This window comes from Acidovorax soli (assembly GCF_014207955.1).
GTDB lineage: Bacteria > Pseudomonadota > Gammaproteobacteria > Burkholderiales > Burkholderiaceae_C > Acidovorax > Acidovorax soli_A.
Genome location: NZ_JACHLK010000014.1, coordinates 67,731 through 89,803, shown reverse-complemented (window position 1 = coordinate 89,803; position 22,073 = coordinate 67,731). Strand labels below are relative to the sequence as shown.

Here is a 22,073-nt window from a genome sequence, read left to right as displayed (position 1 = left end):
TCAGTGCTTGCCCAGGTAGGCCTCGCGCACGGCCGGGTCTTCCAGCAGTGCCTGCGCCGGGCCCGACGAGGCGATCTCACCGGTCTTGAGCACATAGGCCCGGTCGGCCACCTTGAGCGCCTGGTTGGCCATCTGCTCCACCAGCAGGATGGTCATGCCGCGCTGCTTGAGCGTGCGGATCACCGCAAAGATCTCCTTGACGATCAGCGGGGCCAGGCCCAGCGAAGGCTCGTCGAGCAGCAGCAGGCGCGGGCGCGCCATGAGCGCGCGGCCGATGGCCAGCATCTGCTGCTCGCCACCGCTGAGCGTGCCGGCCATCTGGTGCTGGCGCTCGCGCAGGCGCGGGAAGGTGGTGAACTGCTCCTCCAGGTCCGCGGCGATGGACGCATCGCCCGCGGGCCGCAGGTAGGCGCCCAGCAGCAGGTTGTCGCGCACGCTCTGGTCCGGGAACACCTGGCGCCCCTCGGGCGACTGGGCAATGCCCAGGGCCACGCGCCGGTGCGCCGGCGTGCGCGCCAGGTCCTGGCCGTCGAAGGCGATGCGCCCGCCGGCACAGGGCTCGAGCCCCGAGATGGCCTTCATCAGCGTGCTCTTGCCGGCCCCGTTGCCGCCAATGAGGGTGACGACCTCTCCGGCCGCCACCGTGAGGCTCACGCCCTTGAGAGCCTGGATGGCGCCGTAGTTCACGGCGAGCTGTTCGATCTGGAGCATGGGCATCTCAGGCAAGGGCATGGGCAGGGGCTGGTGTGGCTGCGGCGCCGTCTTCCTCCTCGTCATCCACGCCCAGGTAGGCGGCAATGACCTTGGGGTCCCGCTGCATGGCGGCGGGCGCGCCTTCGGCGATCTTGGCGCCGTAGTCGAGCACCACCACATGGTCGGACACGGCCATCACCAGGTCCATGTGGTGCTCGATCAGCAGCACGGTGATGCCCTTGGCGCCGATGCGCCGGATCAGCTCCGTCAGCGCCTGCGTCTCCTGCGGGTTCAGGCCCGCGGCCGGCTCGTCGAGCAGCAGCAGGCGCGGCTGCGTGGCCAGCGCCCGCGCCAGCTCCAGCCGGCGCTGCAGGCCATAGGGCAGGCTGCCGGCCTCGTCGTGGGCCCGGTCCAGCATGCCCACGAACTGCAACAGGCGCACCGCCTCCTCGCGCGCCTGGCGCTCCTCGCGGCGCGCCGACGGCAGGCCGAGCAGGCTGGCCCAGAAGCCCACACGCAGGTGCGGGTGCAGGCCGGCCAGCACATTGTCGAGCACGCTCATGTGCGCAAACAGCCGCAGGTTCTGAAAGGTGCGGCCTATGCCCAGCCGGCAGATCTGGCTGGCACGCACGCGGGCGATGCCCTGGCCTGCGAACTCGATGCTCCCCCGGTCCGGCGCCACGATGCCCGACAGGATGTTGAGCAGCGTGGTCTTGCCGGCGCCGTTGGGGCCGATCAGCGCATGCACATGGCCCGCGCGCAGCGACAGGCTGACCTCGTTGGTCGGCACCACCCCACCATAGGCCTTGTAGAGGCCTTGGGCGCTGAGCATCACCCCCCCGGCCTCGGCACCCGGTGCCTGGCGGGGCTGCCATTCCCCCTGCACAACCGGCAATGGCTGCGCCTGGTGCAGCCGCGGCCAGAGGCGCCGCCCGAGCCGCTGCAGGGCCCCGGCGAGGCCTTGCGGCATGGCGTACAAGGCAAACAGCAGCAGTGCCCCGTAGGTGAAATGCTGCAGGCCAGGCCAGCGCGCGAGGAACGCATCGAGCAGCGTGAGCGCGATGGCGCCCACGGCCGGCCCCATCACCGAGGGCCCGCCAAACAGCACGATGAGCAGCAGAAAGATCGACAGGTTGAAGCTGATGAAGTCCGAATTGATGTACTGGTTCTGCTGCGCCACCAGGGCCCCGGCCACGCCGCAGGTCACGGCGCTGATGACGAAGGCCAGCACCTTGGTGCGGTAGACGTCGATGCCCACGCTCTCGGCCGCCACCTCGGCCGCCTGCACGGCCTGGAAGGCGCGGCCGTACTTGCCGCCCAGCAGGGTGCGCAGCATCAAGTGGGTGGCCAACGCGAAGGCCAGCACCAGCCAGGCCCAGCCGCGCATGTCCAGCATGCGCCCGCCGATGGAGGGCGGAACGATGCCGTAGATGCCTTGCTGGCCGCCAAAGGGCACCTGCCATTCGGTCACGATCTTCTCGACCACGATGCCGAAGCCGATGGTCACCATGGCCAGCGACGGCCCCTTGACGCGCAGCGAAGGCAGCGCGATCAGCACGCCGAAGAGCCCGGCCACCACGGCTGCAGCCACCAGCGCGAGCCACGGATTCCAGCCCGCCTGGGCTGTGAGCAGGGCCGCCGTGTAGGCACCGGCGGCGAACAGGCCGGCATGGCCGAGCGACTTCTGCCCGCTCCAGCCCACCAGCACGTTCAGGCCGGCTGCGGCCAGGTAGTACATGCCAGCCGTGAAGATGATCTTGAGGTGGAAATCGTTGCCGATCGCCAGGGGGACCAGCAAGGCCGCCGCAGCGGCTGCGATGAACGCCAGGGTATGGGTGCGCATGCTGTGCTCACACCTTCTCGAAAGGCTTTTGGCCGAACAGCCCTTCGGGCTTGACCACCAGCACCAGGATGATGAGCGCAAAGACCGTGATCTCGCGCAGCTCGGCACGCCACAGGCCCACCAGCGCCTCGATGCAGCCCAGCAAGAAGCCCCCGGCGATGCAGCCGCGCGGGTTGGTGAGCCCGCCCACGATGGCCGACGAAAACGCCTTGAGGGCAATGGCCAGCCCCATGAAGACCGAGGCCGTGGTGATGGGCGCGATCAGCAGGCCGGCCAGCCCCGCCAGGCTGGAAGAGATGACAAACGCCAGCACCACCATGGCCCCCACGTTGATGCCCATGAGGGCGGCGGCCTGCTTGTTCACCGCCACTGCACGCACGGCCTTGCCGATCTTGGTGCGGCGCAGCACGTAGTCCAGCGCCAGCATGACCACGGCCGTGACGCCAAGCACCAGGATCTCCTGCGCACGGATGCCGGCCCCCGCGATGCGGATCACTTCGTCGCCCAGCGGCGAGGGCATGGCCATGGAACCCGGGCCCCAGATGGCCAGCGCGGTGTTCTGCACGATGATGCCGAAGCCGATGGTGCTCATGACCCAGGCCATGCCGGTGGCGCCCACGAAGGGCCGCACCGCCGTGAAGTACAGCACCACGCCAAGCAGCGCCAGCAGCGCGAGCGACACCACGAGCGCCAGGCCATAGCGCGCAAAGCTCACGTCGGCCGCGGCCAGCACGCCCGTGTGCCCCTTGCCCGAAAGCAGCAGCAGGGTGGCCACTGCGATGAAGGAGCCCGCGACCAGGAACTCGCCCTGGCCGAAGTTGAGCGTCTTGGTGGTCGTGTGGGTGATGCTGAAACCCAGGGCGACGAGCGCATAGATTCCACCGAGGGCCAGGCCGCTCAGCAAGGCTTGCAGGACATTGGTCATGGGCTGTGGGGCTCCGCTGTGGCGCGCTGGGCGCGCATCACTTCTTGTAGTCGGCCGGCGCCAGCGCCTTGGTGATGGCGTCTTCATAAGCCGCCACCTTGCCATCGCGCCAGCGCGCCAGGTGGAAGTCGGCCACCGACAGGGCCTCATGGTCGCCCTTGGCAAAGGGTTTCTGGTAGAGCTTGACCACGCCCTGGGTGTCGGGCAGGCCGTTCTCCAGCGTGGCGGCGAGCTTGTCGCCATCGGTGCTTCCGGCCTTCTTCACGGCAGCGGCCAGCAGCATCACCGAGTCGTAGGACTGCGCGGCCGCCACGAAGGTCGGCAGTTGCGGGTAGCGCTCGCGCACGCGCGCGGCCAGCGCCACGGCGCGGGGGTTGCTGTCTTCGGCCGTGGAGGTGGCGAAGATGATGTGCTCGGCCAGCTTCTTGCCGGCCGTGTTGAGCAGCGGCGTGCTCATGTTGCCCCAGGTGCCCAGGGTGGTGGGCAGGTAGTTGATCTTTTCCATGCTGCGCAGCAGTTGGGCGTTGGCGTCGGCCAGGCCGTAGACGATGAGCGTGTCGGCCCCGGCATCGCGGATCTTGGCCAGCTGCGAGGTCATGTCCGTGTCCTTGGGGCCGAACTTTTCCACCGCCACGGCCTTGGCGCCATGCAGGGCCAGCACTTCGGTCAGGTCCTTCACGCCCTGCTGGCCAAAGCCCGTGGAGTCGGCGATGAAGGCGATCTTCTGGTTCCTGGTGGCCTTGATCGCATAGGCGATGAGCAGCGCCACCTGCTCGCGGTCGACCATGGAGACGCGGTAGATGTAGTTCTGCGCCTCGTTGGCGTAGCGCTTGGTGATGTCGGTGGCCGTGGCCACGGGCACGATCACGGGCACCTTCTTCTGCTGCGGAATGTGCAGCCAGGCCAGGGCGTTGCCCGAGTTGGTGGGTCCGACCACGGCCGCCACCTTCTCGCTGTCGATCAGTTCGGTCATGTTCTGGATGGACTTCGGGGGCTGGCCGGTGTCGTCGCGCACGATGCCCACGACCTTGCGGCCGAGCAGGCCGCCGGCCTTGTTGATGTCCTCGATGGCCAGGTCGAAGCCGTGGCGCGCGGCCACGCCCAGCTCGGCCGCGCCGGTGCCCGACTGGTCGGCATTGAAGCCGAAGCGGATGTCCTGCGCCTGGGCCGCGGACAGGCCGAGCGCCAGCGCCGCAGCCGCGATCAGCGGCCGGACCAGGGAGGGGATGCGGTGGTTCAGCTTCATGTCTTGTCTCCTGTCGTTGTCGTTCATGAAAAAGGGCGGTCCTTGGCAGGCCTGCCCGGCCGGGCCTTGTTCAGCCGCGGATCTCTGCGAGCAGGGCCAGCGCACGGTCCACGCGCACGTCGTGCTCCTGCGCCATGCTTTTGGCAATGCGGTCGATCTCGTCCCCGGTGGCACCGGCCACCAGCGCAATGTTGCGGGCGTGCAAGGCCATGTGGCCGCGCTGAATGCCTTCGGTGGAGAGCGCACGCAGGGCGCCCAGGTTCTGTGCCAGGCCCACGGCCACGGCCGCCTCGCCCAGCTCCTGCGCCGACTGCACGCCGAGGATACGCAAGGCCAGGCGCGCCAGCGGGTGGGTCTTGGTGGCGCCGCCCACCAGGCCCACGGGCATGGGCATCTCGATACTGCCGACCAGGGCGCCGCTGGCGTCCTTCTCCCAGCGTGTCAGCGAGGTGTAGCGCCCGCCGCGGCAGGCGTAGGCGTGGGCTCCAGCCTCCACCGCGCGCCAGTCGTTGCCGGTGGCGACGATGACGGGGTCGATGCCGTTCATGATGCCCTTGTTGTGCGTGGCTGCGCGGTAGGGGTCGATCACCGCGAAGGTGCAGGCGTCGATGATGCCGTCGATGATGCGCTCGCCGCTGTGCTCGGCCGTGGCCATGACCTCGGGTGTCAGGCGCACGCGCGCCCGGGCCAGGCGCAGGTCGGCCAGGTTGGACAAAATGCGCAGGCGCACCGTGCCACCGGTGATCTGCTCCACCAGCGGTGAGACGGCCTCGGCCATGGTGTTGACGGTGTTGGCGCCCATGGCGTCGCGCACGTCCACGATGAGGTGCATGACCACCATGGCGCCGCGCGGCGCATCGTCGAAGACATGCACCTCGATATCGCGGCACCCCCCGCCCAGGCCGATCAGCACCTTGTCGCGGCTGTTGGCCACGGCCAGGATGGCCTCGCGCTGCAGCAGCAGGGCCTGGCGCGCGCCATGCGGGTCGGCGATGCCGATCACCTGCACCTGGGCGCGCATCAGCGGCCCGGTGCTCGACGCCTGGAAGCCCCCGCACTCGCGCGCCAGCTTGGCCATGTAGGACGCGGCGGCCACTACCGAGGGCTCTTCCACCACCATGGGCACCAGCACCTCGCGGCCGTTGACCTGGAAGTTGCCGGCCACCGCAAAGGGCAGCTCGAAGGTGCCGATGACGTTCTCGATCATGCCGTTGGCCCGCTCCACGCCCAGGGCGCCACCGGGCCCGGCCAGCAGCGCGGCCTCATCGGCGGTGAGCCCGGCGGCCTGCACCACATGGTCGAAGCGCTGGGCGGGGCTGAGTGCGCGGAAGTTGGGGAGTCGGGAGTCGGCGACCATGTTGGAGATGTCCTCGGGATGTGATGGAGTGGACTCTAGGCCATCTGTACCAGTATCAATGGGTACAGTTTTCAGGGACAGTTGCGGCCACTGTCCAGGTACACATGGTCTGTGTCATAGTGGATCAACCCGTTGTGGAACCTGCATGAAAGCCGCGCCCAAGACCGCCTCGCTGACCCTCACCCTGGCCGATTCCATCGACCGGCAGATCCGCGACGGCGCCTACCAGGCGGGCGACAAGCTGCCCTCGCTGCGCGAGCTGGCGCAGTTGCACGGCTATGCCAAGAACACCATCGTTGCCGCCTTCGAGATGCTCGTGGCGCGCGGCCTGATCGAACCGCGCCGCGGTTCGGGCTACTTCGTGCGCGCCCAACCCCAGGCCGCGCCCAAGGAGGAAGAAGCCGGCTCGCTGGGCCGCGCGATGGACATCGTGTGGTTGATGCGCGAGCAGCTCAAGTCCGAGCCCGGCGCGCTGGCCGTGGGCGACGGCTTTCCGCCCGTGGAATGGCTGGCCGATGTGCGCCTGGACAAGTTCCACCACAAGGTGGTGCGCACCGGCCTGGGTGCCCTGTTCCGCTATGGCAACCGCTTTGGCTACGAGCCACTGCGCCACCACCTGGTGCGCAAGCTGGCGGACCTGGGCATAGGCACCGAGCCGCGGCAGATCGTGCTCACCCACGGGGCCAACGAGGCCATGGACACGGTGATCCGCTACTTCGTGCCGCCCGGGGCGCCAGTGCTGGTGGACGACCCGGGCTACTACCCGCTGTTCGGCAAGCTCAAGCTGGCGGGCGCGCACATCGTGGGCGTGCCACGGCTGGCCGATGGGCCGGACCTGGAGGCGCTGGAGCAATTGCTCATCGTGCACAAACCGCGGCTGTTCTTCACCCAGTCCGTCGCGCACAACCCCACAGGCTCGGACCTCACGGCCGCCAAGGCCTTCCGCGTGCTGCAGCTGGCGCAGAAGTACGACCTGATGATCGTGGAGAACGACCCGCTGGCCGACTTCAAGCCCACCGGCGCGCCGCGCCTGTCCGCGCTGGACCAGCTCGAGCGCACGATCTACATCGGCAGCTTCTCCAAGTCCTTCTCGGCCGCGCTGCGCGTGGGGTATATCGCCTGCGGGGCCGACCTGGCCAGCGACATTGCCGACCTCAAGGCGCTGATCCATGTGAGCAGCTCGGAGTACGCCGAGCGCACCGTGGACGTGATCCTGAGCGAGGGCCACTACCAGCGCCACATCCAGCGCCTGCGCGACCGCCTGGCTGCCGCCACGCAGAGCGCGACGCAGATCTTCGATGCCGTGGGCGCCGAGGTCTTCACGCGCAACCCGCAGTCGCTCTACCAGTGGGTGGCCCTGCCCGGCGTGCAGGACTCGCTGGCCTTCGCGCAGCAGATGCTGCCGCGCCAGATCGTCATGGCGCCAGGGCGCATCTTCTCGGTGGACTTTGCCGCGACCTCGCGCTGGTCGCGCTTCAACGTGGGCGCGGTGACCGACCCGCGCTTCGCCAAGGCCCTGCGCAAGGCGCTGGTGCAGGCGGCGGAGGCGGGCGGGCGGACCTGAAGACGCGCCCCGCCTGGGCCAGAATGCGCCATGCACGAACACCCACATGCCCACGCACCCGGCGAGCCCCACCACCATGGGGACCACGGCCACAGCCATGCGCCAGGCGGCGAGCACAGCCATGCCCCCTCGGTCACGGCCGCCAACGAACGGCGCATCCGCCTGGTCTTTGGGATGACGGCGGGCTATGCCGCCGTACAGGCCGTCGGCGGCGCGCTGTCAGGCTCGCTGGCGCTGATCGCCGATGCGGGGCACATGGTCTCCGACGCGGCGGCCCTGCTGCTGGCGCTGATTGCCTACCGCGTGGCGCGGCGCCCGCCGGATCTGAAGCGCACCTACGGCTTTCACCGCGTGCGCGTGCTCGCGGCGCTGGCCAACGGGGCCTCGCTGCTGTTGCTCGTGGCCTGGATCGCCTGGGAGGCGGTGCAGCGCTTTCGCGCCCCCTCGGAGGTGTTGGCCGGGCCCATGCTCATCGTGGCAGCCATCGGGCTGCTGGTGAACCTGGTGGGCGCCTGGATTCTCATGCGTGGCGAGCGCAACGACGGCAACCTGCGCGGCGCCCTGCTGCATGTGGTGGGGGATCTGCTTGGCTCGGTGGGCGCCATCGCGGCGGCCATCGGCATCATGGCCACGGGCTGGACGGTGCTGGACCCGCTGCTCTCGGTGCTGGTCGCCGTGCTCGTGGTGCGCTCGGCCTGGGGGCTGGTGTCGGATGCGCTGGTGGTGCTGCTGCAAGCCGCGCCCAAGGGGCTGGACCTGGCGGCTGCCGAGGCCGGCATCCGCGCCCTGCCCGGCGTGGCCGAGGTGGGCCACTTCCATGCCTGGACCCTGACGGACGAGAGCACGGTGGCCACCGTGCATGTGGCGCCCGCACCGGGCACCGACCCGCTGGCCCTGCCGGCCCAGGTGGCCGGCTACCTGCGCCGCGCGCATGGCATCGGCCATGCCACGGTGCAGGTGGATGCGCCGGGCCACATCGAGGCCCCCGCGCATTGAAGTGAAACACCCCCTGAGTCGCTTCGCGCCTTCCCCCTCTCTCTCGCCTCGCTGCGCGAGCCGGGAGGGGGACGCCCCCAGTGCGGCGGGGCGGCCCTTGCACGGGGGCACTGGCTTGTGCCGCGCCAGTTTCATGCATCGCGGGTGGCGCACCGCGCTATGAAGAACTGAAAGGCAAGAACCGATCGGTCAGCGGTACGTGAAGTTCGCAACGATGGGAATCGCAGCCGCCACCGGGGTGGTGATGGTCAGCGTGCCCGTCATGCGGCCGGTGTTGCCGCTGAAGGTGCAGGTCGACATGGTCCAGGTGGCCTGCGCAGCGCCGGCGTTTTCCAGCACCGTCTGCTGCAGCGCCGGATCGCTGCAGAACGCGGCCTGGTTGCCGGGCTTGGGCATGTTGTTGATGGTGATCAGGGGCACGGGCGTGCCCTGCGCCGTCACGCGGATGTCCAGGGTGTAGTTGCTGGGGGTGCCTGCATCGATCACGACATCACCGAAACTCACCAGCGAAAAGCCGGGGCCGGTCAGGCTGACGGCAGGGTAGAGGGTGCCGCCGAAGTTCAGTTGCGGAATGCGCAGCACATTGCCCGCCGAGGTGAAGCTGATCTCGGTCCCCACGCTGGTATCGTTGAGCCGCAGTTGGCCGGGCGACACCAGTTGGATCACCACATCGCGGAACTTCAGGTTGCCGTCGATCTGCAGGATGGGAAAGCGCAGGCGGCCCGTGGCCGCATCGAACACGGCAGGGTCGGCCGCGTGTGCGGGCGCAGCAGCCAGGCCCGCCATGGCGACGGCCAGTGCGAGGGCAGAATTGCGGAGGGAGATCATTGGCACATCCTTTGTGGCATGAAATGAATGGAAAGGGCAGGTACGCGCGAATTCTTGCACAAGGCCGTTGAACGCTTCGTGCGGGCAAGAGGCGACGCTCGGAATCCAAGCGCAAACCTGGCAGCCTACCGCTTTTGGCCTGTTTCCACCACACTACAAACGGGTGATGCCCCGGCCCGGGGCCAGGACAATGTCACGCCACGAGCTTCTGGCGGAAGAAGGCCAGAATCTCGTCGCGCGCTGCCGCCGTCGGCTGGCCTGCGCTGTCGATGAGATGCGCAGTCACCACACTGTGCGGACTGGCCACCACGTGCTCGAAGAAGGGCGCCGTCTCCGGGTTGGCCGCGCTGTCGGGCAGCACACGGGCGACGAAGCGCGGACCCAGGGCCTCGGAGAACGCCGCGAATCGCTCGGCCCGGCAGTGCCGGTCGCCCTCGAAGCGGTAGGCCAGCGCGGTCAGCCCGCCCTGCTCCAGGCGCTGGCGCACCGCCGCCAGTTCGGCAGCACCCATGCCGGTGCCGGCCGGGTCGTTCAGCGGCAGCGAGGGCTGGCACACCACGGGGGCGATCACCGCAGGCTCCAACACCATCGACAGCGCGAAGCTGCCCGTGAAGCACATGCCGATGGCGCCGACGCCCCGCCCACCGCATTGCGCATGCGCCAGCTGCGCCAGCGCGCGCAGCCACCGCACCACCGGGGTGTCACCCTGCCCGGCCAAGGCCCTGAACTCGGCGCTGATGCAGGTGCGCCGGAACACAGCGATGCCCTCGTCGACCGCCGGCACCGCGCCGTCGCGGCCGAACAGCGAGGGCATGAACACCGTGAAGCCGGCAGCGCGCACCCAGCGCGCAAAGCGCGCCACCTGCGGGCTGATGCCGGGCATCTCGGCCATCACCACCACGGCCGGGCCGCAGCCTGCCTGGTACACCGTGCGCGCCACGCCCGCGAGCGTGACCTCGCGCCGGTCGAAATCCTCCAGGGCGTCGTCCTGGTCCATGCGGCGGCACGGCATCACGCGGCCGCCGGGGCGCCTGGCGCCAGCAGGTGCTGCAGGTGCGCGTAGCCCGCGGCGCGGGTGAAGTCCGCCAGGTGCCACAGGCGGCCGTTGGCGCCCCAGTGGCCATCGGGCACCTCCTGCACCAGGGTGGAAGTGGCCAGCCGTCGCGCATCGTCCGCCGGCATGGCCTGCACGAAGGCCTGGTGCATCTGCTGTGCGTAGCGGCCCCGGGCGCCCTCGTCCAGCACGCCCTGCGGCACGTGCACGATGGCCAGGCAGGGCAGCAGAAGGGCGGTGGTGTCGGCGCCGCCACAGGTCCACAGGCCGGCATCGACCTCCTCCACCAGCACCCAGCACAAGGCCTGGGCAGCAGGGTCGTCGGGCGGCATTTGTTCGGCGGCGGTGGCTGCGGCGGTGATGCCGCGGGCCAGCAGACGGCGGTGTTCGCCGGGGAACGACCCTTTCGGGATCTTCACGAGGATGTTGGGCACATGCGCTCCTGTTGAGGTGGAAAGCTGGCATTGGACGCCCGCGGCCGCCACAATAGGAGTGTCTGTTCCGACAGTTTCAAGGCGATATCCGACATGCACGATTTCACCGTTCTGGTGCCCGAAGGGGCCTATGCCAGCAGCGTGGCGGCCACGCAGGACATGCTTGCCGCCGCCGGCGCGCTGGCCGGGCATGCCGGGGCCGCAGCGCCGCGCTGGCGCACCTGCTCCATCGCCGGAGGCCTGGTTCGCCTGCAGGGCGGCATGGCGGTGCAGACCACGCGCCTGCCCGCGCGGCACGGCGGCGACCGCTCCATCTGGCTGCTGCCCGGCATGGGCATGGACACGCCCGGGCGGCTCCACGAGCGCCTGGCGCACGCCGACGCCGTGGCCCTGGCGCGCGCCCTGGCCCGGCATGCCCGCGCGGGCGGGCAGGTGGCGGCATCGTGTTCGGCGGTGTTCTTGCTGCAGGCCGCAGGCCTGCTGGCCGGCCGCCGCGCCACCACCACCTGGTGGCTGGCTCCCCTGCTGCAGCGCATGGAGCCCCACTGCACGGTGGACGCCGACCGCATGGTCTGCACCGACGGGCCGGTGACCACGGCCGGCGCCGCCTTCGCGCAGACCGACCTGGTGCTGCACCTGCTGCGCGAGCGCTGCGGCCCGGCCCTGGCGCAGGCGGTCTCGCGCATGCTGCTGCTGGACGCGCGCCAAGCCCAGGCCCCGTTCATCGTGCCGCAGGCGCTGGCCAGCGGCGATGCACTGGTGGCACGCCTGGCGGCCCGGGTGGAGGCGGCCCTGCCGCACCCGCCCACGGTTGCGGCGCTGGCGCAGGAGTTCTGCATGAGCGAGCGCACGCTGTCGCGCCACGTGCACAAGGCCACCGGCAAGGGCACGCTGGCACTGGTGCAGAGCGTGCGCTGGCAGCGCGCACGCACGCTGCTCGAAACCAGCCGCATGGGCGTGGAGCAGGTGGCCGAGGCAGTCGGCTACCAGGACGCAACGGCACTGCGGCGCATGATGAGGAAAACCGCCGGTGCCACCCCGAGCCGTTACCGGCCTTCGGTAGCGACTGCAGCCTGAGCCGCCCCGCCCGCACCCGCCCGCCCGTTGCGCCGCCAGGGCTGCGGCAGCCAGGACCCGATTCAGGCAACTCCGCGCATGCCGGCCACCCTCGACCGGTCTACACATGGATGCAACTGGGCAAGAGTTACCGCCTGGTTACCTCTCGCCGCCCGACTAGGATCGGCGTCCACCAACAAAAACCACCCACCGAGGGAGTGCAATGAGAAAAGCAGTAGGGATAGCGACGACCGCCCTGGCCCTGGCCATGGCCATGGGCCTGGCAGGATGCGGGGGCGGCGACGACGCGCCGCCAGAGAATCCGCTTCTTCAATATGCAGGGGGCTGGGTGTTCACCCTCGATGCGAGCGATGACACCCTGCTGTGCAATGTGGACATCGCCATGCCCTCCGCATCGGCCGCCACCGGCACCTTCACGGGCCTGTGCCGCTCGCGCAGCCAGGCCGTCACCTTTGGCACGGGCGGCGACATCGACAGCCAAGGCCAATTGACGCCAGCAAGCGCCCAGAACGTGCAGATCAAGGGCTCGCTCAAGCCGCCCGCCGGCAGCGGAACCTGGACCCGCGCCGCGTCCTCGGGCACCTGGACCGCCAAGAAGAACCCCGCAGCCTGACGGCCCATCACCTGCTGCAGCGCGGCGCCGCTCCGACACAGGCCCCGTGGTCTGGGTTGGAGCCGGGACTAAGATGCCAGCAAGGAGACCGTCAATTGGCATGGGCACTGTTCGACAGGGATCGCTTGGCGCATGCGCTGGGCCCGTGGCGTGCACTGGCCACCATCGGCGCCGGTGCACTGGCCTTTGTGCTCGGATGGCTGTGGATCATCGTGCTGGACACGGCGCGCACCCTGCGCTTTACATCGGCTTCCGAGGCCCTGGTCTACGGGCCGGGCCTCGCGCTGTTCCTGGCCAGCCTGCTGCTGTGGGTGTGGAGCATCTGGCAGCTGTTCCGGGACCATGTGCATGGCGACCACCGGCTTGCCGCGCAGCGGTACCGAAACCGCTCTGCCCCCCGGCGCTGAACCCCATCGATCCCGGAAAAAGAAAAAGCCCCGTGCTATTTCATCAATAGCAACGGGGCTCTGTCAGTGGCGGAGAGGGTGGGATTCGAACCCACGGTAGTGTTGCCACTACGCCTGATTTCGAGTCAGGTACATTCGACCACTCTGCCACCTCTCCTGTGTGTCGAAGCCTGCGATTATAGCAGGCTTTTTTGGCGGATTGCAATTGCGTGTCCGCCATGGCCGTTTTACCCGTGGCGCCGCGCCTGCTTGCCCATCCCGGAAGAGCGCGGCTATACTGCGCGGCCTTTCCTTTCTTGACCCTGCTGCTGCAAGAAGGACGCTTCCCGGGCCTACAGGCCCCGGGTGTCTTTCATCGTCCGAGAAAAGTCTGCTTCACATGACCGAAGCAACCCGGACACGGCGAGCGCCAACCGGCCTCGCGGAATTTGCAGCCATGGGTACCTACCAACGACTTCAGCGCGCCTTTGCGCGCACCGGCATCGCCCTGGACTATCGCGACGGCATCTACCACGTGCGCGACGACCAGGCCGAAGCCCATATCCTTCTGCCCGACAGCCTGCCCCTGGAGGACAAGGCCGTGCGCCAGCTGCTGGCCTTTGCGGCCGTGCGCGATCCCCACGGCCACGGCGCCGTCTGCCGCGCGTGCGCCACGCCGGATTTCCACCCCGGCACGGTGGCGCCGGTGGGCAGCATCGTGGCCACGCCGCCGGACTTCGTGATCCCGGCGGCCATCGGCACCGACATCAACTGCAGCGTGCGCCTGCTGACCACCGGCGCGCGGCTGGACCAGCTCGCGCCCCACAAGCAGCGGCTCGTGGACCTGCTCACGGCCAGCCTGCTCAACAATGCACGCGACGTGCCCGTGAGCACGCGCGCCTTCCGTGCGCTGTTCGACGAGGGCCCCGGCGCCTTCATCGACGGGCTGGGTAGTGAAGGCCTCTGGGCGCATGCCGACAAGGCGCGCCTGCGGGTGGAACTTGACTCCTGCATCGGACTAGCGAGCTTTGGCGGCAGCGCACGCTACGCACCCGATGCCTACCTGCAGGAGCGGCACGCGGTCTTCCGCGACCCGGGCCTGGGCACGGTGGGCTCGGGCAACCACTTCGTGGAACTGCAGGTGGTCGAAGAGGTGCTGGACCGGCACGCCGCCTGGAAAGCAGGGCTGCGCGCGGGCGACGTGGTGGTCATGATCCACAGCGGCTCGCGCGATGTGGGCTTTCACGTCGGCCAGGCCTGGATGGACCGCGCCAGGGCCCAATGGCCCCGGGGCGTGCGCCACCCGGAAAGCGGTCTGTACGGCCTCTCGGGCCCCCTGGCCGGCGAATACCTGCAGGCCATGGGCGTGGCAGCTCGCTACGCCTGGGCCAATCGGGTGGTGCTGGCGGAACTGGTGCGCAAGGATCTGGAGCAGGTCGTCGGCGCAGCGGGCTCGCGCCTGGTGGTGGATGTGCCGCACAACGTGGTGCTGCGCGAGCAAGGCATGAACATCCACCGCAAGGGGGCCACGCCCGCACATGCGGGAGATTTCGCGCTGATCCCCGGGTCGATGGGCGATGCCTCGTACCTGGTGACAGGCCTGGGCTCGGCCGACTGGCTCTGGTCGTGCAGCCACGGCGCGGGCCGGCGCATGCGCCGGCAGGCCGTGCGGGCGTTGCGCCCGCGGGCAGCAGACGACGCGGCGCAGCCCTGGCAATGCGTGACCTTGCGCGAGGAGCGCCGCATCGAAGAAGCACCCGAGGCCTACAAGCCCATCGGCCCCGTGATCGATGCGCAGGAAACGGCGGGCCTGGTGCGGGCTGCGGTGCGGCTCAAGCCCTGGGTGACGTTCAAGGCTTGAACCATCGCACCGGTCAGATCTTGCCCATGTAGTCCTTCTTGCCCAGCTCCACGCCGTTGTGGCGCGCCAGTGCATAGGCGGTCGTCACGTGGAAGAAGAACTGCGGCAGGCCGTAGTGCAGCAGGTAGGCCTGGCCCAGGAACTGGCGCTCGCGCGGGGTGCCGGGCTGCAGGGTGATCTGGCGCGTGGCGGCCTCGGCAAAATTCTCGGCGGGCAAGCCCTCGATGAAGGCGAGCACGGTGTCGATGCGTTCGTTGAGATCGGCAAAGCTGGGGCGCTCGCCATCGGGGAACGAGGGCACCTCGACGCCGGCCAGGCGCGCGCTCACGCCCTTGGCGAAGTCGCAGGCGATGAGCACCTGGCGCGCCATGGAGAACATGTCGGGGTAGAGGCGGGCCTGCAGCAGCGCATCAGGCTCGATCTTGCGCGCGGTGGCATGGGCTTCGGTCTTGGCGAGCACGTCCTTCAGGGCGCCCAGCATCTGGCGGAACACGGGGATGCTGGAGGTGTGCATGGGGTGGGTCATGGAAGTCGGTCCTGCAAGGGTGGTAAGGGGATGCGGCGCGCGCTCTCAGGGTGGTGGGCACGCTGCCGGAACGCATTGCACCACAACGCGCGAAAGGCTGCTGGCGCATGCCCAAGAGCGTGCATGGCCATGAAAAACGGGCCCGCAGGCCCGTTCATCAAGGAGTGCAGACGCCTTGCATCAAGCCTGCGGCGCGAGCACGGCCAAGCCGCCCAGGTAGGGGCGCAGCACTTCGGGCACGGTCACGCTGCCGTCGGCCTGCTGGTAGTTCTCCAGCACGGCGACCAGGGTGCGGCCCACGGCCAGGCCCGAGCCGTTCAGGGTGTGCAGCAGTTCGTTCTTGCCCTGGGCGTTCTTGAAACGGGCCTGCAGGCGGCGCGCCTGGAAGGCCTCGCAGTTGCTCACCGAGCTGATCTCGCGGTAGGTGTTCTGCGCGGGCAGCCACACTTCGAGGTCGTAGGTCTTGGCGGCGCCAAAACCCATGTCGCCCGTGCACAGGCTCATCACGCGGTAGGGCAGGCCGAGCTTTTGCAGCACGGCTTCGGCGTGGCCGGTCATCTCTTCGAGCGCTTCATAGCTCTTTTCGGGGTGCACGATCTGCACCATCTCGACCTTGTCGAACTGGTGCTGGCGGATCATGCCGCGCGTGTCGCGGCCGTAGCTGCCGGCCTCGGAGCGGAAGCACGGGGTGTGCGCCGTGAGCTTGATCGGCAGCTCGGCCTCGGCCACGATCACGTCGCGCACGAAGTTGGTCAGCGGCACCTCGCTGGTGGGAATGAGGTAGAGCGCGGCATTGTCGGGCACGGGTTCGCCATCCTGGCCGCCCTTCTTGGCGGCAAACAGATCGCCTTCGAACTTGGGCAACTGGCCCGTGCCCTTGAGCGAATCGGCGTTGACGGCGTAGGGCACGTAGCACTCGGTGTAGCCATGCTCCTGTGTCTGCACATCCAGCATGAACTGCGACAGCGCGCGGTGCAGGCGCGCGATCTGTCCCTTCATCACCGTGAAGCGCGAGCCCGAGAGCTTGACGCCCATGTCGAAATCCAGGCCCAGGGGCGTGCCCACGTCCACATGGTCCTTGACCTCGAAGGCGTAGGTGCCGGGCGTGCCCCAGCGGCGCACTTCGACGTTGCCCGACTCATCGGAGCCCACGGGCACGCTCTCGTGCGGCAGGTTGGGCACGGCCACCAGCATGGCCTGCAACTCGGCCTGGATCTGCTCCAGGCGGGCGGCCGATTGGTCGAGCTCCGCCTTCATGGCGGTGACCTGGGCCTTGGTGGCCTCGGCCGCGTCTTTTTCGCCGCGGCTGATCAGCATGCCGACCTGCTTGGACAGCTGGTTGCGCTGCGATTGCAGCTCTTCGGTGCGCGACTGCAGGGTCTTGCGCTCGGATTCCAGGCCCTGGAAGGCGGCCACATCCAGGAAGGCCTGGGGCTTTTTGCGGGTTTCCAGGCGCGCGATGGCCGTGTCGAGGTCTTTGCGGAGAAGAAGAATGTCTAGCATGGGGGCGATTTTAGAGGGACAGGCCGGCGGGGCTCAGGCAAGGCCGCTGGGGTCAAAGTTGGCGCCGCAGAGAACCATGGCGACGGTCTCTTGCGGCTGCGGCTTGTAGGCGCCCGTCTGCAGGGCCGCCAGGCCCAGCGCGGCGGCGGGCTCCACGGCCAGCTTGAGCTCCTTCCACAGCCACTGCTGGGCCGAGCGGATGGCCTCGTCGGGCAGGAGCAGCGATGCGTGCACGTGGCGCTGGCTCACCTCCCAGCCGATGGCGCCGATGCGGCGCGCGCCCAGCGAATCGGCCGCGATGCCGCCCACCTCCACGTCCACCGGTGCACCGGCGGCACGCGCCGCGTGCAGGGTGGGGGCACGCTCGGGCTCTAGCGCCACCACGTGGGCACGGCTTTCCACCCAGGCGGCCACGCCGCCGATCAGGCCGCCGCCGCCCACGCTCACGAGCACGGTGTCGGGCAGGCGGCCGCCCTGCTCCTCGATCTCGGCGGCCAGGGTGCCGGCGCCAGCCACCACTTCGGGCTGGTCGTAGGCATGGGCCTGCAGGGCGCCCGTGGCCTGCTGGCGCGCCACGCAGGCCTCAAAGGCCTGGGCGTACGCGGCGCCAGTGACCACCACGTCGGCCCCCAGGGCGCGCAGGCGGGCACGCTTGGCCTCGGGCGACACCTCGGGCACGAAGACCTCGCAGCGCACGCCCAGCGCACGGGCGGCCGCCGCCACGGCAATGCCGGCATTACCGCCCGAGGCAATGATGACCCCGCTGTCGGGCACAGGGTTGGCCAGCAGGCGGTACAGCATGCCGCGCGCCTTGAAGCTGCCGCCCACCTGCAGGTGCTCGAGCTTGAGCCAGACCTCGGCGCAGCCCACGCCCAGGGATCGGCCGCTCATGCGCAGCAGCGGCGTGGTGCGCAGGAAATCGGGGCGGGAGGCCAGCTGGGCGCGGGCGGCGGAAATGGCGGCGCGGTCGATCATGGGGATGCAAAGGCCCCAAAGGGCCGGATTCAGGACAACTGCAGAGTGTAGATGCCCGGGGCGGCCGCCACCCGCCACACCTGGATACACCCTGGCCTGTGCCCCGGCCTTTTTTCTGCCGATAACATGGCCAGGGGCGACTGTAGAGGGCAGACCGCCCCAGAGGAGGTTGCAGGCATGTTCTTCGTATTCGGCCCTTCGGGCCAGATGTACCGCGGCGGGGCGGAAAACCTGGCCAGTGTGGCCCCGGTGCGGCGCGTGCAGCGGCCGCAAGCCCTGCGCACGCGCTCGCTGGACGAGCAGGCGCAGCCCGAAATCCTGCCCCAGACCGTCCACACCGCGGCGCTGCCGGTGAACCTGCGCCTGCAGGACGCCGTGAGCGCCTACGCCCAGACCGAGCAGGGCCCGCCCCAGGCGCGCCAGCCGCTGACGCTGGTGAGCGATGTGATGACGCGCGAGGCCCTGACCGTGGCGCCCGAAGCCCGCGTCAACGACGCCTGGCAGCGGCTGGCGGAGCACCATGTGGCCCAGGCGCCGGTGGTGGATACCCAAGGCCGCGTGGTGGGCCTGCTGCTGCGCGCCGACATGGCGCCGCTGGACCTGCTGCCCGAACCGGGCGCCGTGAAGCAGGCCATCGAGCTGGCCCGGCGCCCCGTCTCGGAGGTGATGGTGAGCCCGGTACCCGCTGTGGCGGCCGATACCGAGCTGCGCCGCGTGGCCGCCGTGCTACTGGACACCGGCTTGCCCGGCCTGCCGGTGGCGGACGACGTGGGGCGGCTCACGGGCTTCATTTCGCGCACCGACATCCTGCGCGCGGTGGCGGCCGACCCGCCGCTGGACTTGTGGAGCGGGCCCGCAGTGCCCTTGTAAGCCGTACAGTCAGCGGCCGGCCGGCCCGGTTTCGGGCTGGCGCTCCTGGATCTCGAAGCCCGTGGCGGCATCGATCTTGAGGCCTTTGGGCAAGGGGAACTTGATGGTCTCTTCGATGCCGTTCATGCTGCGCACCGACACGGCGCCCAGCGCCTTGATGCGGTCGATGACCTGCTTGACCAGGATTTCGGGCGCCGAGGCACCGGCCGTGAGGCCCACGCGCGCCACGCCGTTGAACCACTCGGCCTGCAGCTCGTCGGCACTGTCGACCATGTAGGCCGTGGTGCCCAGCTTGGCGGCCAGCTCGCGCAGGCGGTTGCTGTTGGAGCTGGTGGGGCTGCCCACCACGATCACCAGGTCCACCTGGGGGCTCAGCACCTTGACCGCGTCCTGCCGGTTCTGCGTGGCGTAGCAGATGTCCTGGTGCTTGGGCTCGCGCACCTGCGGAAAGCGGGCACGCACGGCGGCCGAGATCTCGGCGGCATCATCCACGCTCAGCGTGGTCTGCGTCACCACGGCCAGCTTGGCGGTCTGCCCGGGCTGCACGCGGGCCACATCGGCCACGTCTTCCACCAGGTGGATGCCGTAGTCGAGCTGGCCCATGGTGCCTTCCACCTCGGGGTGGCCCTTGTGGCCGATCATGATGAATTCGTAGCCTTCCTTGGCGAGCTTGGCCACCTCCACGTGCACCTTGCTCACCAGGGGGCAGGTCGCGTCGAAGATGGAAAAGCCGCGCGCCTGGGCTTCCTGCTGCACAGCCTTGCTCACGCCATGGGCGCTGAAGACCAGGGTCGCGCCCGGGGGCACGTCCGAGAGTTCCTCGATGAAGATCGCGCCCTTGGCCTTGAGGTCATTGACCACATAGGTGTTGTGCACGATCTCGTGGCGCACATAGATCGGGCGGCCGAACTTCTGCAGCGCACGCTCGACGATCTCGATCGCGCGGTCCACGCCAGCGCAGAAGCCGCGCGGCTCGGCGAGCAGGATTTCCTGGGGGGTCTGCATCAGAGGATCCCGATCACGTGCACCTCGAAGGTGACGGGCTGGCCCGCCAGCGGGTGGTTGAAGTCGAAACGCACGGCACCGTCCTCGCGCACCTGCATCACCGCTCCGGCATAGCTGCCCATGCCATCGGGGGTGGGGAACTGCACCACGTCGCCCGGGCTGTACTGCTCGTCGGCACTGCCCAGGTCGCTGAGCAGCTTTTTCGCCACCCACTGCTGCATGTCGGGGTTGCGCTCGCCAAAGGCCTCGCCTGCGGCCAGCTCGAAGGTGGCGCGCGTGCCCTCCACCAGACCCAGCAGGCGCTGCTCCATGGCGGGCGAGAGCTCGCCCGTGCCCAGGGACAGGGTGGCCGGCTTGTCGGCAAAGGTGTTGATCACATCCCCCGCCGGACCTGCCAGGCGATAGTGCAGCGTGAGAAAGGAGCCCGGCTGTACGGTGGGAAGGGCTGTGGCGGTAGAGGTCATGAAAGTCCCGATAAACTGGCCCCTATTGTAGAAAAACGGGCAATCCCCCATGGCTGGATACCCCTGAGCCGCCTTTTTCCCTGCACGCCATGGCCATCAAAGACCTCCCCCCGGACGCCCAGCCGCGCGAAAAACTGCTCGCACGCGGCCCCGCCGCGCTGGCCGATGCGGAGCTGCTCGCCATCCTGCTGCGCACGGGCATCGTGGGCAAGGGCGTGCTGCAGATGGCGCAGGAGTTGCTCGATCCGCCCGTGCTGCACGCCGCCACCGGCAAGGTGGCGGGTGGCTTTGGCGGCATTGCCGGCCTGCTCAACGCCACGGCCGACGACCTGTCCCGCATCAAGGGCCTGGGCCCGGCCAAGCGCGCCGAGCTGGTGGCCGTGCTGGAGCTGGCGCGCCGCGCCCTGGCCCAGCAGCTGCGCGAGCGCGAGGTGTTCGACGCGCCCGACACCGTCAAGCACTACCTGCAACTGCACCTGGCGGCCAAGGGGCACGAGGTGTTCGCCGTGCTGTTCCTGGACAACCAGAACCGCCTGCTGGCGCTTGAAGAGCTGTTCCGCGGCACGCTCACCCAGGCCAGCGTCTACCCGCGTGAGGTGGTGCTGCGCGCCCTGCACCACCAGGCCGCCGCCGTGGTGCTGGCCCACAACCACCCCAGCGGCAGCGTGCAACCGAGCCATGCCGACGAGGCCCTGACCCAGACCCTCAAGGCCACACTGGCGCTGATCGATGTGCGCGTGCTCGACCATGTCATCGTGGCGCCCGGCCAGGCCCTGTCGATGGCCGAGAAGGGGCTGCTGTGAGCCCCGCCCCCCCGGCCCGACCACCCGCCCCCGCAGCGCCGCCGGCCGTGCCCACGGCGCTGCAGACGGCCCTGGCCCGCGCGGCCGACAGCGCGGGCAAGGAGGCCCTGCCCCCCAGCCTGGCCGCAGCGTTGCCCGCCGCGGCGCCACCGGTGCCGCCACCCACCCGGGCTTCGCGCCGCGCGTCGGCCGCGGCCCACCTGGCGGCGGCCCGGCCCGCACGCGTACCCCGGCCGCCGGCCACGCCCCCTGCGCCAGCGGCCAAGCCCCTGCGGCGCCCCGCCCCGGCTCCCCGGCGCGCCAGCCAGCGCATCACCGACCTGGAGGAACTGGCCACTGTGGCGCGCCAGTTGCGCGAGCAGCATGAGCGCGAGCAGGCCGAGGAAAAGGCCCGGCGCGAAGCCGCTGCCCGGGCCGAGGCCGAGCAGCAGCTGTTCAGCCGCAGCGTGGGCCCCATCACGCCGCTGCGCGTGCGCAACCTGGCGCGGCTGCAGCGCCGCCCACCCCAGCCGCTGCCGCTGCAGCACTGGCTGGACGAGGAGCGCGTGCTGCTCGAATCCATCAGCGACGACTTCGATGTGAGCACCCTGCTCGACACCGACGATGCACTGAGCTACCGCCGCCCCGGCATCGGCGTGCAGGTCACGCAGCGGCTGCGCGCGGGCTACTGGGCCATCCAGGGCCAGCTCGACCTGCACGGCCTGCGTGTGGACGAGGCGCGCGAAGCCCTGGGCCAGTTCATCCGCCAGTCGCACAAAAGCGGCCTGCGCTGCGTGCGCGTGGTGCACGGCAAGGGCCTGGGTTCACCCGGCAAGAGCCCGGTGCTCAAGGGCCGGGTGCAGCGCTGGCTGGTGCAGAAGAACGAGGTGCTGGCTTTCGTGCAGGCCCGGCCTGTGGATGGCGGCGCGGGTGCGCTGCTGGTGCTGCTGCAGCCGGCAGGGCCCCGCCATCCCTGACCCCCGGACGCATGGCTTAGATCTTTTGCAGCTAAGGATCTGAAAAAAGGATCGTTCCCGTTTCGCGCAAGGGCCTCCAGAATCCCGGCCTTCC

Annotated in this window: 22 protein-coding genes and 1 tRNA gene; 9 read left to right on the top strand and 14 right to left on the bottom strand. The window is 69.6% G+C overall.

The genetic code is table 11. The annotated features are described in order from the left end of the window. From HNP48_RS27040 to HNP48_RS27020, 5 genes are all read right to left on the bottom strand, one after another. Nucleotides 1-711 (bottom strand): ABC transporter ATP-binding protein, encoded by a 711-nt coding sequence (locus tag HNP48_RS27040; protein WP_184863043.1) that lies wholly within the window; start codon nucleotides 709-711, stop codon nucleotides 1-3. A 7-nt stretch (nucleotides 712-718) separates the two neighbouring features. Then, nucleotides 719-2,536 carry an ABC transporter permease subunit gene (locus HNP48_RS27035; protein ID WP_184863041.1) on the bottom strand — a complete coding sequence of 606 codons (1,818 nt, stop codon included), beginning with the start codon at nucleotides 2,534-2,536 and terminating at the stop codon, nucleotides 719-721. A 7-nt stretch (nucleotides 2,537-2,543) separates the two neighbouring features. Further along, nucleotides 2,544-3,461 (bottom strand): branched-chain amino acid ABC transporter permease, encoded by a 918-nt coding sequence (locus tag HNP48_RS27030; RefSeq protein ID WP_184863039.1) that lies wholly within the window; start codon nucleotides 3,459-3,461, stop codon nucleotides 2,544-2,546. 37 nt (nucleotides 3,462-3,498) lie between these two features. Beyond that, the gene (locus HNP48_RS27025; protein ID WP_184863037.1) at nucleotides 3,499-4,707 is read right to left on the bottom strand and encodes an ABC transporter substrate-binding protein; all 1,209 of its coding nucleotides are present in this window, start codon (nucleotides 4,705-4,707) and stop codon (nucleotides 3,499-3,501) included. A 70-nt stretch (nucleotides 4,708-4,777) separates the two neighbouring features. Next, nucleotides 4,778-6,064, bottom strand: a complete 1,287-nt coding sequence (locus HNP48_RS27020; RefSeq protein ID WP_184863035.1) for a hydroxymethylglutaryl-CoA reductase, degradative — start codon at nucleotides 6,062-6,064, stop codon at nucleotides 4,778-4,780. A 145-nt stretch (nucleotides 6,065-6,209) separates the two neighbouring features. Here HNP48_RS27020 and HNP48_RS27015 point away from each other — a divergent pair, with 145 nt between their 5' ends. Both HNP48_RS27015 and HNP48_RS27010 read left to right on the top strand, forming a co-directional pair. Continuing rightward, on the top strand, nucleotides 6,210-7,628 hold the full coding sequence (locus HNP48_RS27015; RefSeq protein ID WP_184863033.1) for a PLP-dependent aminotransferase family protein: 1,419 nt from the start codon (nucleotides 6,210-6,212) through the stop codon (nucleotides 7,626-7,628). A 30-nt stretch (nucleotides 7,629-7,658) separates the two neighbouring features. Then, nucleotides 7,659-8,624 (top strand): cation diffusion facilitator family transporter, encoded by a 966-nt coding sequence (locus HNP48_RS27010; RefSeq protein ID WP_184863031.1) that lies wholly within the window; start codon nucleotides 7,659-7,661, stop codon nucleotides 8,622-8,624. A 189-nt stretch (nucleotides 8,625-8,813) separates the two neighbouring features. On the opposite strand, the gene HNP48_RS27005 is transcribed toward HNP48_RS27010, so the two are convergent. The 3 genes from HNP48_RS27005 to HNP48_RS26995 form a co-directional block, all read right to left on the bottom strand. Further along, nucleotides 8,814-9,452 (bottom strand): hypothetical protein, encoded by a 639-nt coding sequence (locus HNP48_RS27005; RefSeq protein ID WP_184863029.1) that lies wholly within the window; start codon nucleotides 9,450-9,452, stop codon nucleotides 8,814-8,816. Nucleotides 9,453-9,645: 193 nt separating this feature from the next. Beyond that, nucleotides 9,646-10,449, bottom strand: a complete 804-nt coding sequence (locus HNP48_RS27000) for a dienelactone hydrolase family protein (protein WP_260420402.1) — start codon at nucleotides 10,447-10,449, stop codon at nucleotides 9,646-9,648. A gap of 14 nt (nucleotides 10,450-10,463) precedes the next feature. Further along, nucleotides 10,464-10,940, bottom strand: a complete 477-nt coding sequence (locus HNP48_RS26995) for a tautomerase (RefSeq protein ID WP_184863025.1) — start codon at nucleotides 10,938-10,940, stop codon at nucleotides 10,464-10,466. 93 nt (nucleotides 10,941-11,033) lie between these two features. Here HNP48_RS26995 and HNP48_RS26990 point away from each other — a divergent pair, with 93 nt between their 5' ends. From HNP48_RS26990 to HNP48_RS26980, 3 genes are all read left to right on the top strand, one after another. Next, nucleotides 11,034-12,017: a GlxA family transcriptional regulator gene (locus tag HNP48_RS26990; protein WP_184863024.1), complete on the top strand. Its 984-nt coding sequence runs from the start codon at nucleotides 11,034-11,036 to the stop codon at nucleotides 12,015-12,017. Between the two features lie 202 nt (nucleotides 12,018-12,219). Then, nucleotides 12,220-12,630 carry a hypothetical protein gene (locus HNP48_RS26985; RefSeq protein WP_184863022.1) on the top strand — a complete coding sequence of 137 codons (411 nt, stop codon included), beginning with the start codon at nucleotides 12,220-12,222 and terminating at the stop codon, nucleotides 12,628-12,630. A gap of 95 nt (nucleotides 12,631-12,725) precedes the next feature. Then, nucleotides 12,726-13,037 (top strand): hypothetical protein, encoded by a 312-nt coding sequence (locus HNP48_RS26980; protein ID WP_184863020.1) that lies wholly within the window; start codon nucleotides 12,726-12,728, stop codon nucleotides 13,035-13,037. Nucleotides 13,038-13,104: 67 nt separating this feature from the next. On the opposite strand, the gene HNP48_RS26975 is transcribed toward HNP48_RS26980, so the two are convergent. Further along, nucleotides 13,105-13,194 (bottom strand) — tRNA-Ser (locus HNP48_RS26975). A gap of 279 nt (nucleotides 13,195-13,473) precedes the next feature. Between HNP48_RS26975 and HNP48_RS26970 the strand changes: the two genes are divergently transcribed. After that, nucleotides 13,474-14,877 carry an RtcB family protein gene (locus tag HNP48_RS26970; protein WP_184863018.1) on the top strand — a complete coding sequence of 468 codons (1,404 nt, stop codon included), beginning with the start codon at nucleotides 13,474-13,476 and terminating at the stop codon, nucleotides 14,875-14,877. 13 nt (nucleotides 14,878-14,890) lie between these two features. Here HNP48_RS26970 and HNP48_RS26965 read toward each other — a convergent pair whose 3' ends face one another. The 3 genes from HNP48_RS26965 to HNP48_RS26955 form a co-directional block, all read right to left on the bottom strand. Further along, nucleotides 14,891-15,403, bottom strand: coding sequence for a DUF1993 family protein (locus tag HNP48_RS26965; protein WP_184863016.1), 513 nt, complete (start codon nucleotides 15,401-15,403; stop codon nucleotides 14,891-14,893). A gap of 180 nt (nucleotides 15,404-15,583) precedes the next feature. Beyond that, a complete protein-coding gene (gene serS, locus HNP48_RS26960; RefSeq protein WP_184863014.1) occupies nucleotides 15,584-16,906 on the bottom strand; it encodes a serine--tRNA ligase in 1,323 nt (440 codons plus the stop codon). Nucleotides 16,907-16,939: 33 nt separating this feature from the next. Then, nucleotides 16,940-17,881 carry a threonine/serine dehydratase gene (locus HNP48_RS26955; RefSeq protein ID WP_184863012.1) on the bottom strand — a complete coding sequence of 314 codons (942 nt, stop codon included), beginning with the start codon at nucleotides 17,879-17,881 and terminating at the stop codon, nucleotides 16,940-16,942. Between the two features lie 177 nt (nucleotides 17,882-18,058). On the opposite strand from HNP48_RS26955, the gene HNP48_RS26950 reads away from it, so the two are divergent. After that, nucleotides 18,059-18,751 (top strand): HPP family protein, encoded by a 693-nt coding sequence (locus HNP48_RS26950; RefSeq protein WP_184863010.1) that lies wholly within the window; start codon nucleotides 18,059-18,061, stop codon nucleotides 18,749-18,751. Between the two features lie 9 nt (nucleotides 18,752-18,760). Here the strand turns inward: HNP48_RS26950 and ispH are convergent, their stop codons facing one another. Both ispH and HNP48_RS26940 read right to left on the bottom strand, forming a co-directional pair. After that, entirely contained in the window at nucleotides 18,761-19,756 is a 996-nt protein-coding gene (gene ispH, locus HNP48_RS26945; protein WP_184863008.1) for a 4-hydroxy-3-methylbut-2-enyl diphosphate reductase, read from the bottom strand. Beyond that, nucleotides 19,756-20,220 (bottom strand): peptidylprolyl isomerase, encoded by a 465-nt coding sequence (locus HNP48_RS26940; protein ID WP_184863006.1) that lies wholly within the window; start codon nucleotides 20,218-20,220, stop codon nucleotides 19,756-19,758. Before HNP48_RS26940 ends, ispH begins: the two co-directional genes overlap by 1 nt. A gap of 89 nt (nucleotides 20,221-20,309) precedes the next feature. On the opposite strand from HNP48_RS26940, the gene radC reads away from it, so the two are divergent. Together radC and HNP48_RS26930 are read left to right on the top strand one after the other, a co-directional pair. Further along, the gene (gene radC / locus HNP48_RS26935; RefSeq protein WP_184863004.1) at nucleotides 20,310-21,023 is read left to right on the top strand and encodes a RadC family protein; all 714 of its coding nucleotides are present in this window, start codon (nucleotides 20,310-20,312) and stop codon (nucleotides 21,021-21,023) included. A 269-nt stretch (nucleotides 21,024-21,292) separates the two neighbouring features. Then, nucleotides 21,293-21,979: a Smr/MutS family protein gene (locus HNP48_RS26930; protein WP_184863227.1), complete on the top strand. Its 687-nt coding sequence runs from the start codon at nucleotides 21,293-21,295 to the stop codon at nucleotides 21,977-21,979. Nucleotides 21,980-22,073: the final 94 nt, after the last annotated feature.

What these genes read in the sequence shown, in the direction of transcription:
- HNP48_RS27040 (WP_184863043.1), bottom strand. Translation starts at nt 711, where the DNA reads ATGCTCCAGATCGAACAGCTCGCCGTGAACTACGGCGCCATCCAGGCT.
- HNP48_RS27035 (WP_184863041.1), bottom strand. Translation starts at nt 2,536, where the DNA reads ATGCGCACCCATACCCTGGCGTTCATCGCAGCCGCTGCGGCGGCCTTG.
- HNP48_RS27030 (WP_184863039.1), bottom strand. Translation starts at nt 3,461, where the DNA reads ATGACCAATGTCCTGCAAGCCTTGCTGAGCGGCCTGGCCCTCGGTGGA.
- HNP48_RS27025 (WP_184863037.1), bottom strand. Translation starts at nt 4,707, where the DNA reads ATGAAGCTGAACCACCGCATCCCCTCCCTGGTCCGGCCGCTGATCGCG.
- HNP48_RS27020 (WP_184863035.1), bottom strand. Translation starts at nt 6,064, where the DNA reads ATGGTCGCCGACTCCCGACTCCCCAACTTCCGCGCACTCAGCCCCGCC.
- HNP48_RS27015 (WP_184863033.1), top strand. Translation starts at nt 6,210, where the DNA reads ATGAAAGCCGCGCCCAAGACCGCCTCGCTGACCCTCACCCTGGCCGAT.
- HNP48_RS27010 (WP_184863031.1), top strand. Translation starts at nt 7,659, where the DNA reads ATGCACGAACACCCACATGCCCACGCACCCGGCGAGCCCCACCACCAT.
- HNP48_RS27005 (WP_184863029.1), bottom strand. Translation starts at nt 9,452, where the DNA reads ATGATCTCCCTCCGCAATTCTGCCCTCGCACTGGCCGTCGCCATGGCG.
- HNP48_RS27000 (WP_260420402.1), bottom strand. Translation starts at nt 10,449, where the DNA reads ATGGACCAGGACGACGCCCTGGAGGATTTCGACCGGCGCGAGGTCACG.
- HNP48_RS26990 (WP_184863024.1), top strand. Translation starts at nt 11,034, where the DNA reads ATGCACGATTTCACCGTTCTGGTGCCCGAAGGGGCCTATGCCAGCAGC.
- HNP48_RS26985 (WP_184863022.1), top strand. Translation starts at nt 12,220, where the DNA reads ATGAGAAAAGCAGTAGGGATAGCGACGACCGCCCTGGCCCTGGCCATG.
- HNP48_RS26970 (WP_184863018.1), top strand. Translation starts at nt 13,474, where the DNA reads ATGGGTACCTACCAACGACTTCAGCGCGCCTTTGCGCGCACCGGCATC.
- HNP48_RS26965 (WP_184863016.1), bottom strand. Translation starts at nt 15,403, where the DNA reads ATGACCCACCCCATGCACACCTCCAGCATCCCCGTGTTCCGCCAGATG.
- serS (WP_184863014.1), bottom strand. Translation starts at nt 16,906, where the DNA reads ATGCTAGACATTCTTCTTCTCCGCAAAGACCTCGACACGGCCATCGCG.
- HNP48_RS26955 (WP_184863012.1), bottom strand. Translation starts at nt 17,881, where the DNA reads ATGATCGACCGCGCCGCCATTTCCGCCGCCCGCGCCCAGCTGGCCTCC.
- HNP48_RS26950 (WP_184863010.1), top strand. Translation starts at nt 18,059, where the DNA reads ATGTTCTTCGTATTCGGCCCTTCGGGCCAGATGTACCGCGGCGGGGCG.
- ispH (WP_184863008.1), bottom strand. Translation starts at nt 19,756, where the DNA reads ATGCAGACCCCCCAGGAAATCCTGCTCGCCGAGCCGCGCGGCTTCTGC.
- HNP48_RS26940 (WP_184863006.1), bottom strand. Translation starts at nt 20,220, where the DNA reads ATGACCTCTACCGCCACAGCCCTTCCCACCGTACAGCCGGGCTCCTTT.
- radC (WP_184863004.1), top strand. Translation starts at nt 20,310, where the DNA reads ATGGCCATCAAAGACCTCCCCCCGGACGCCCAGCCGCGCGAAAAACTG.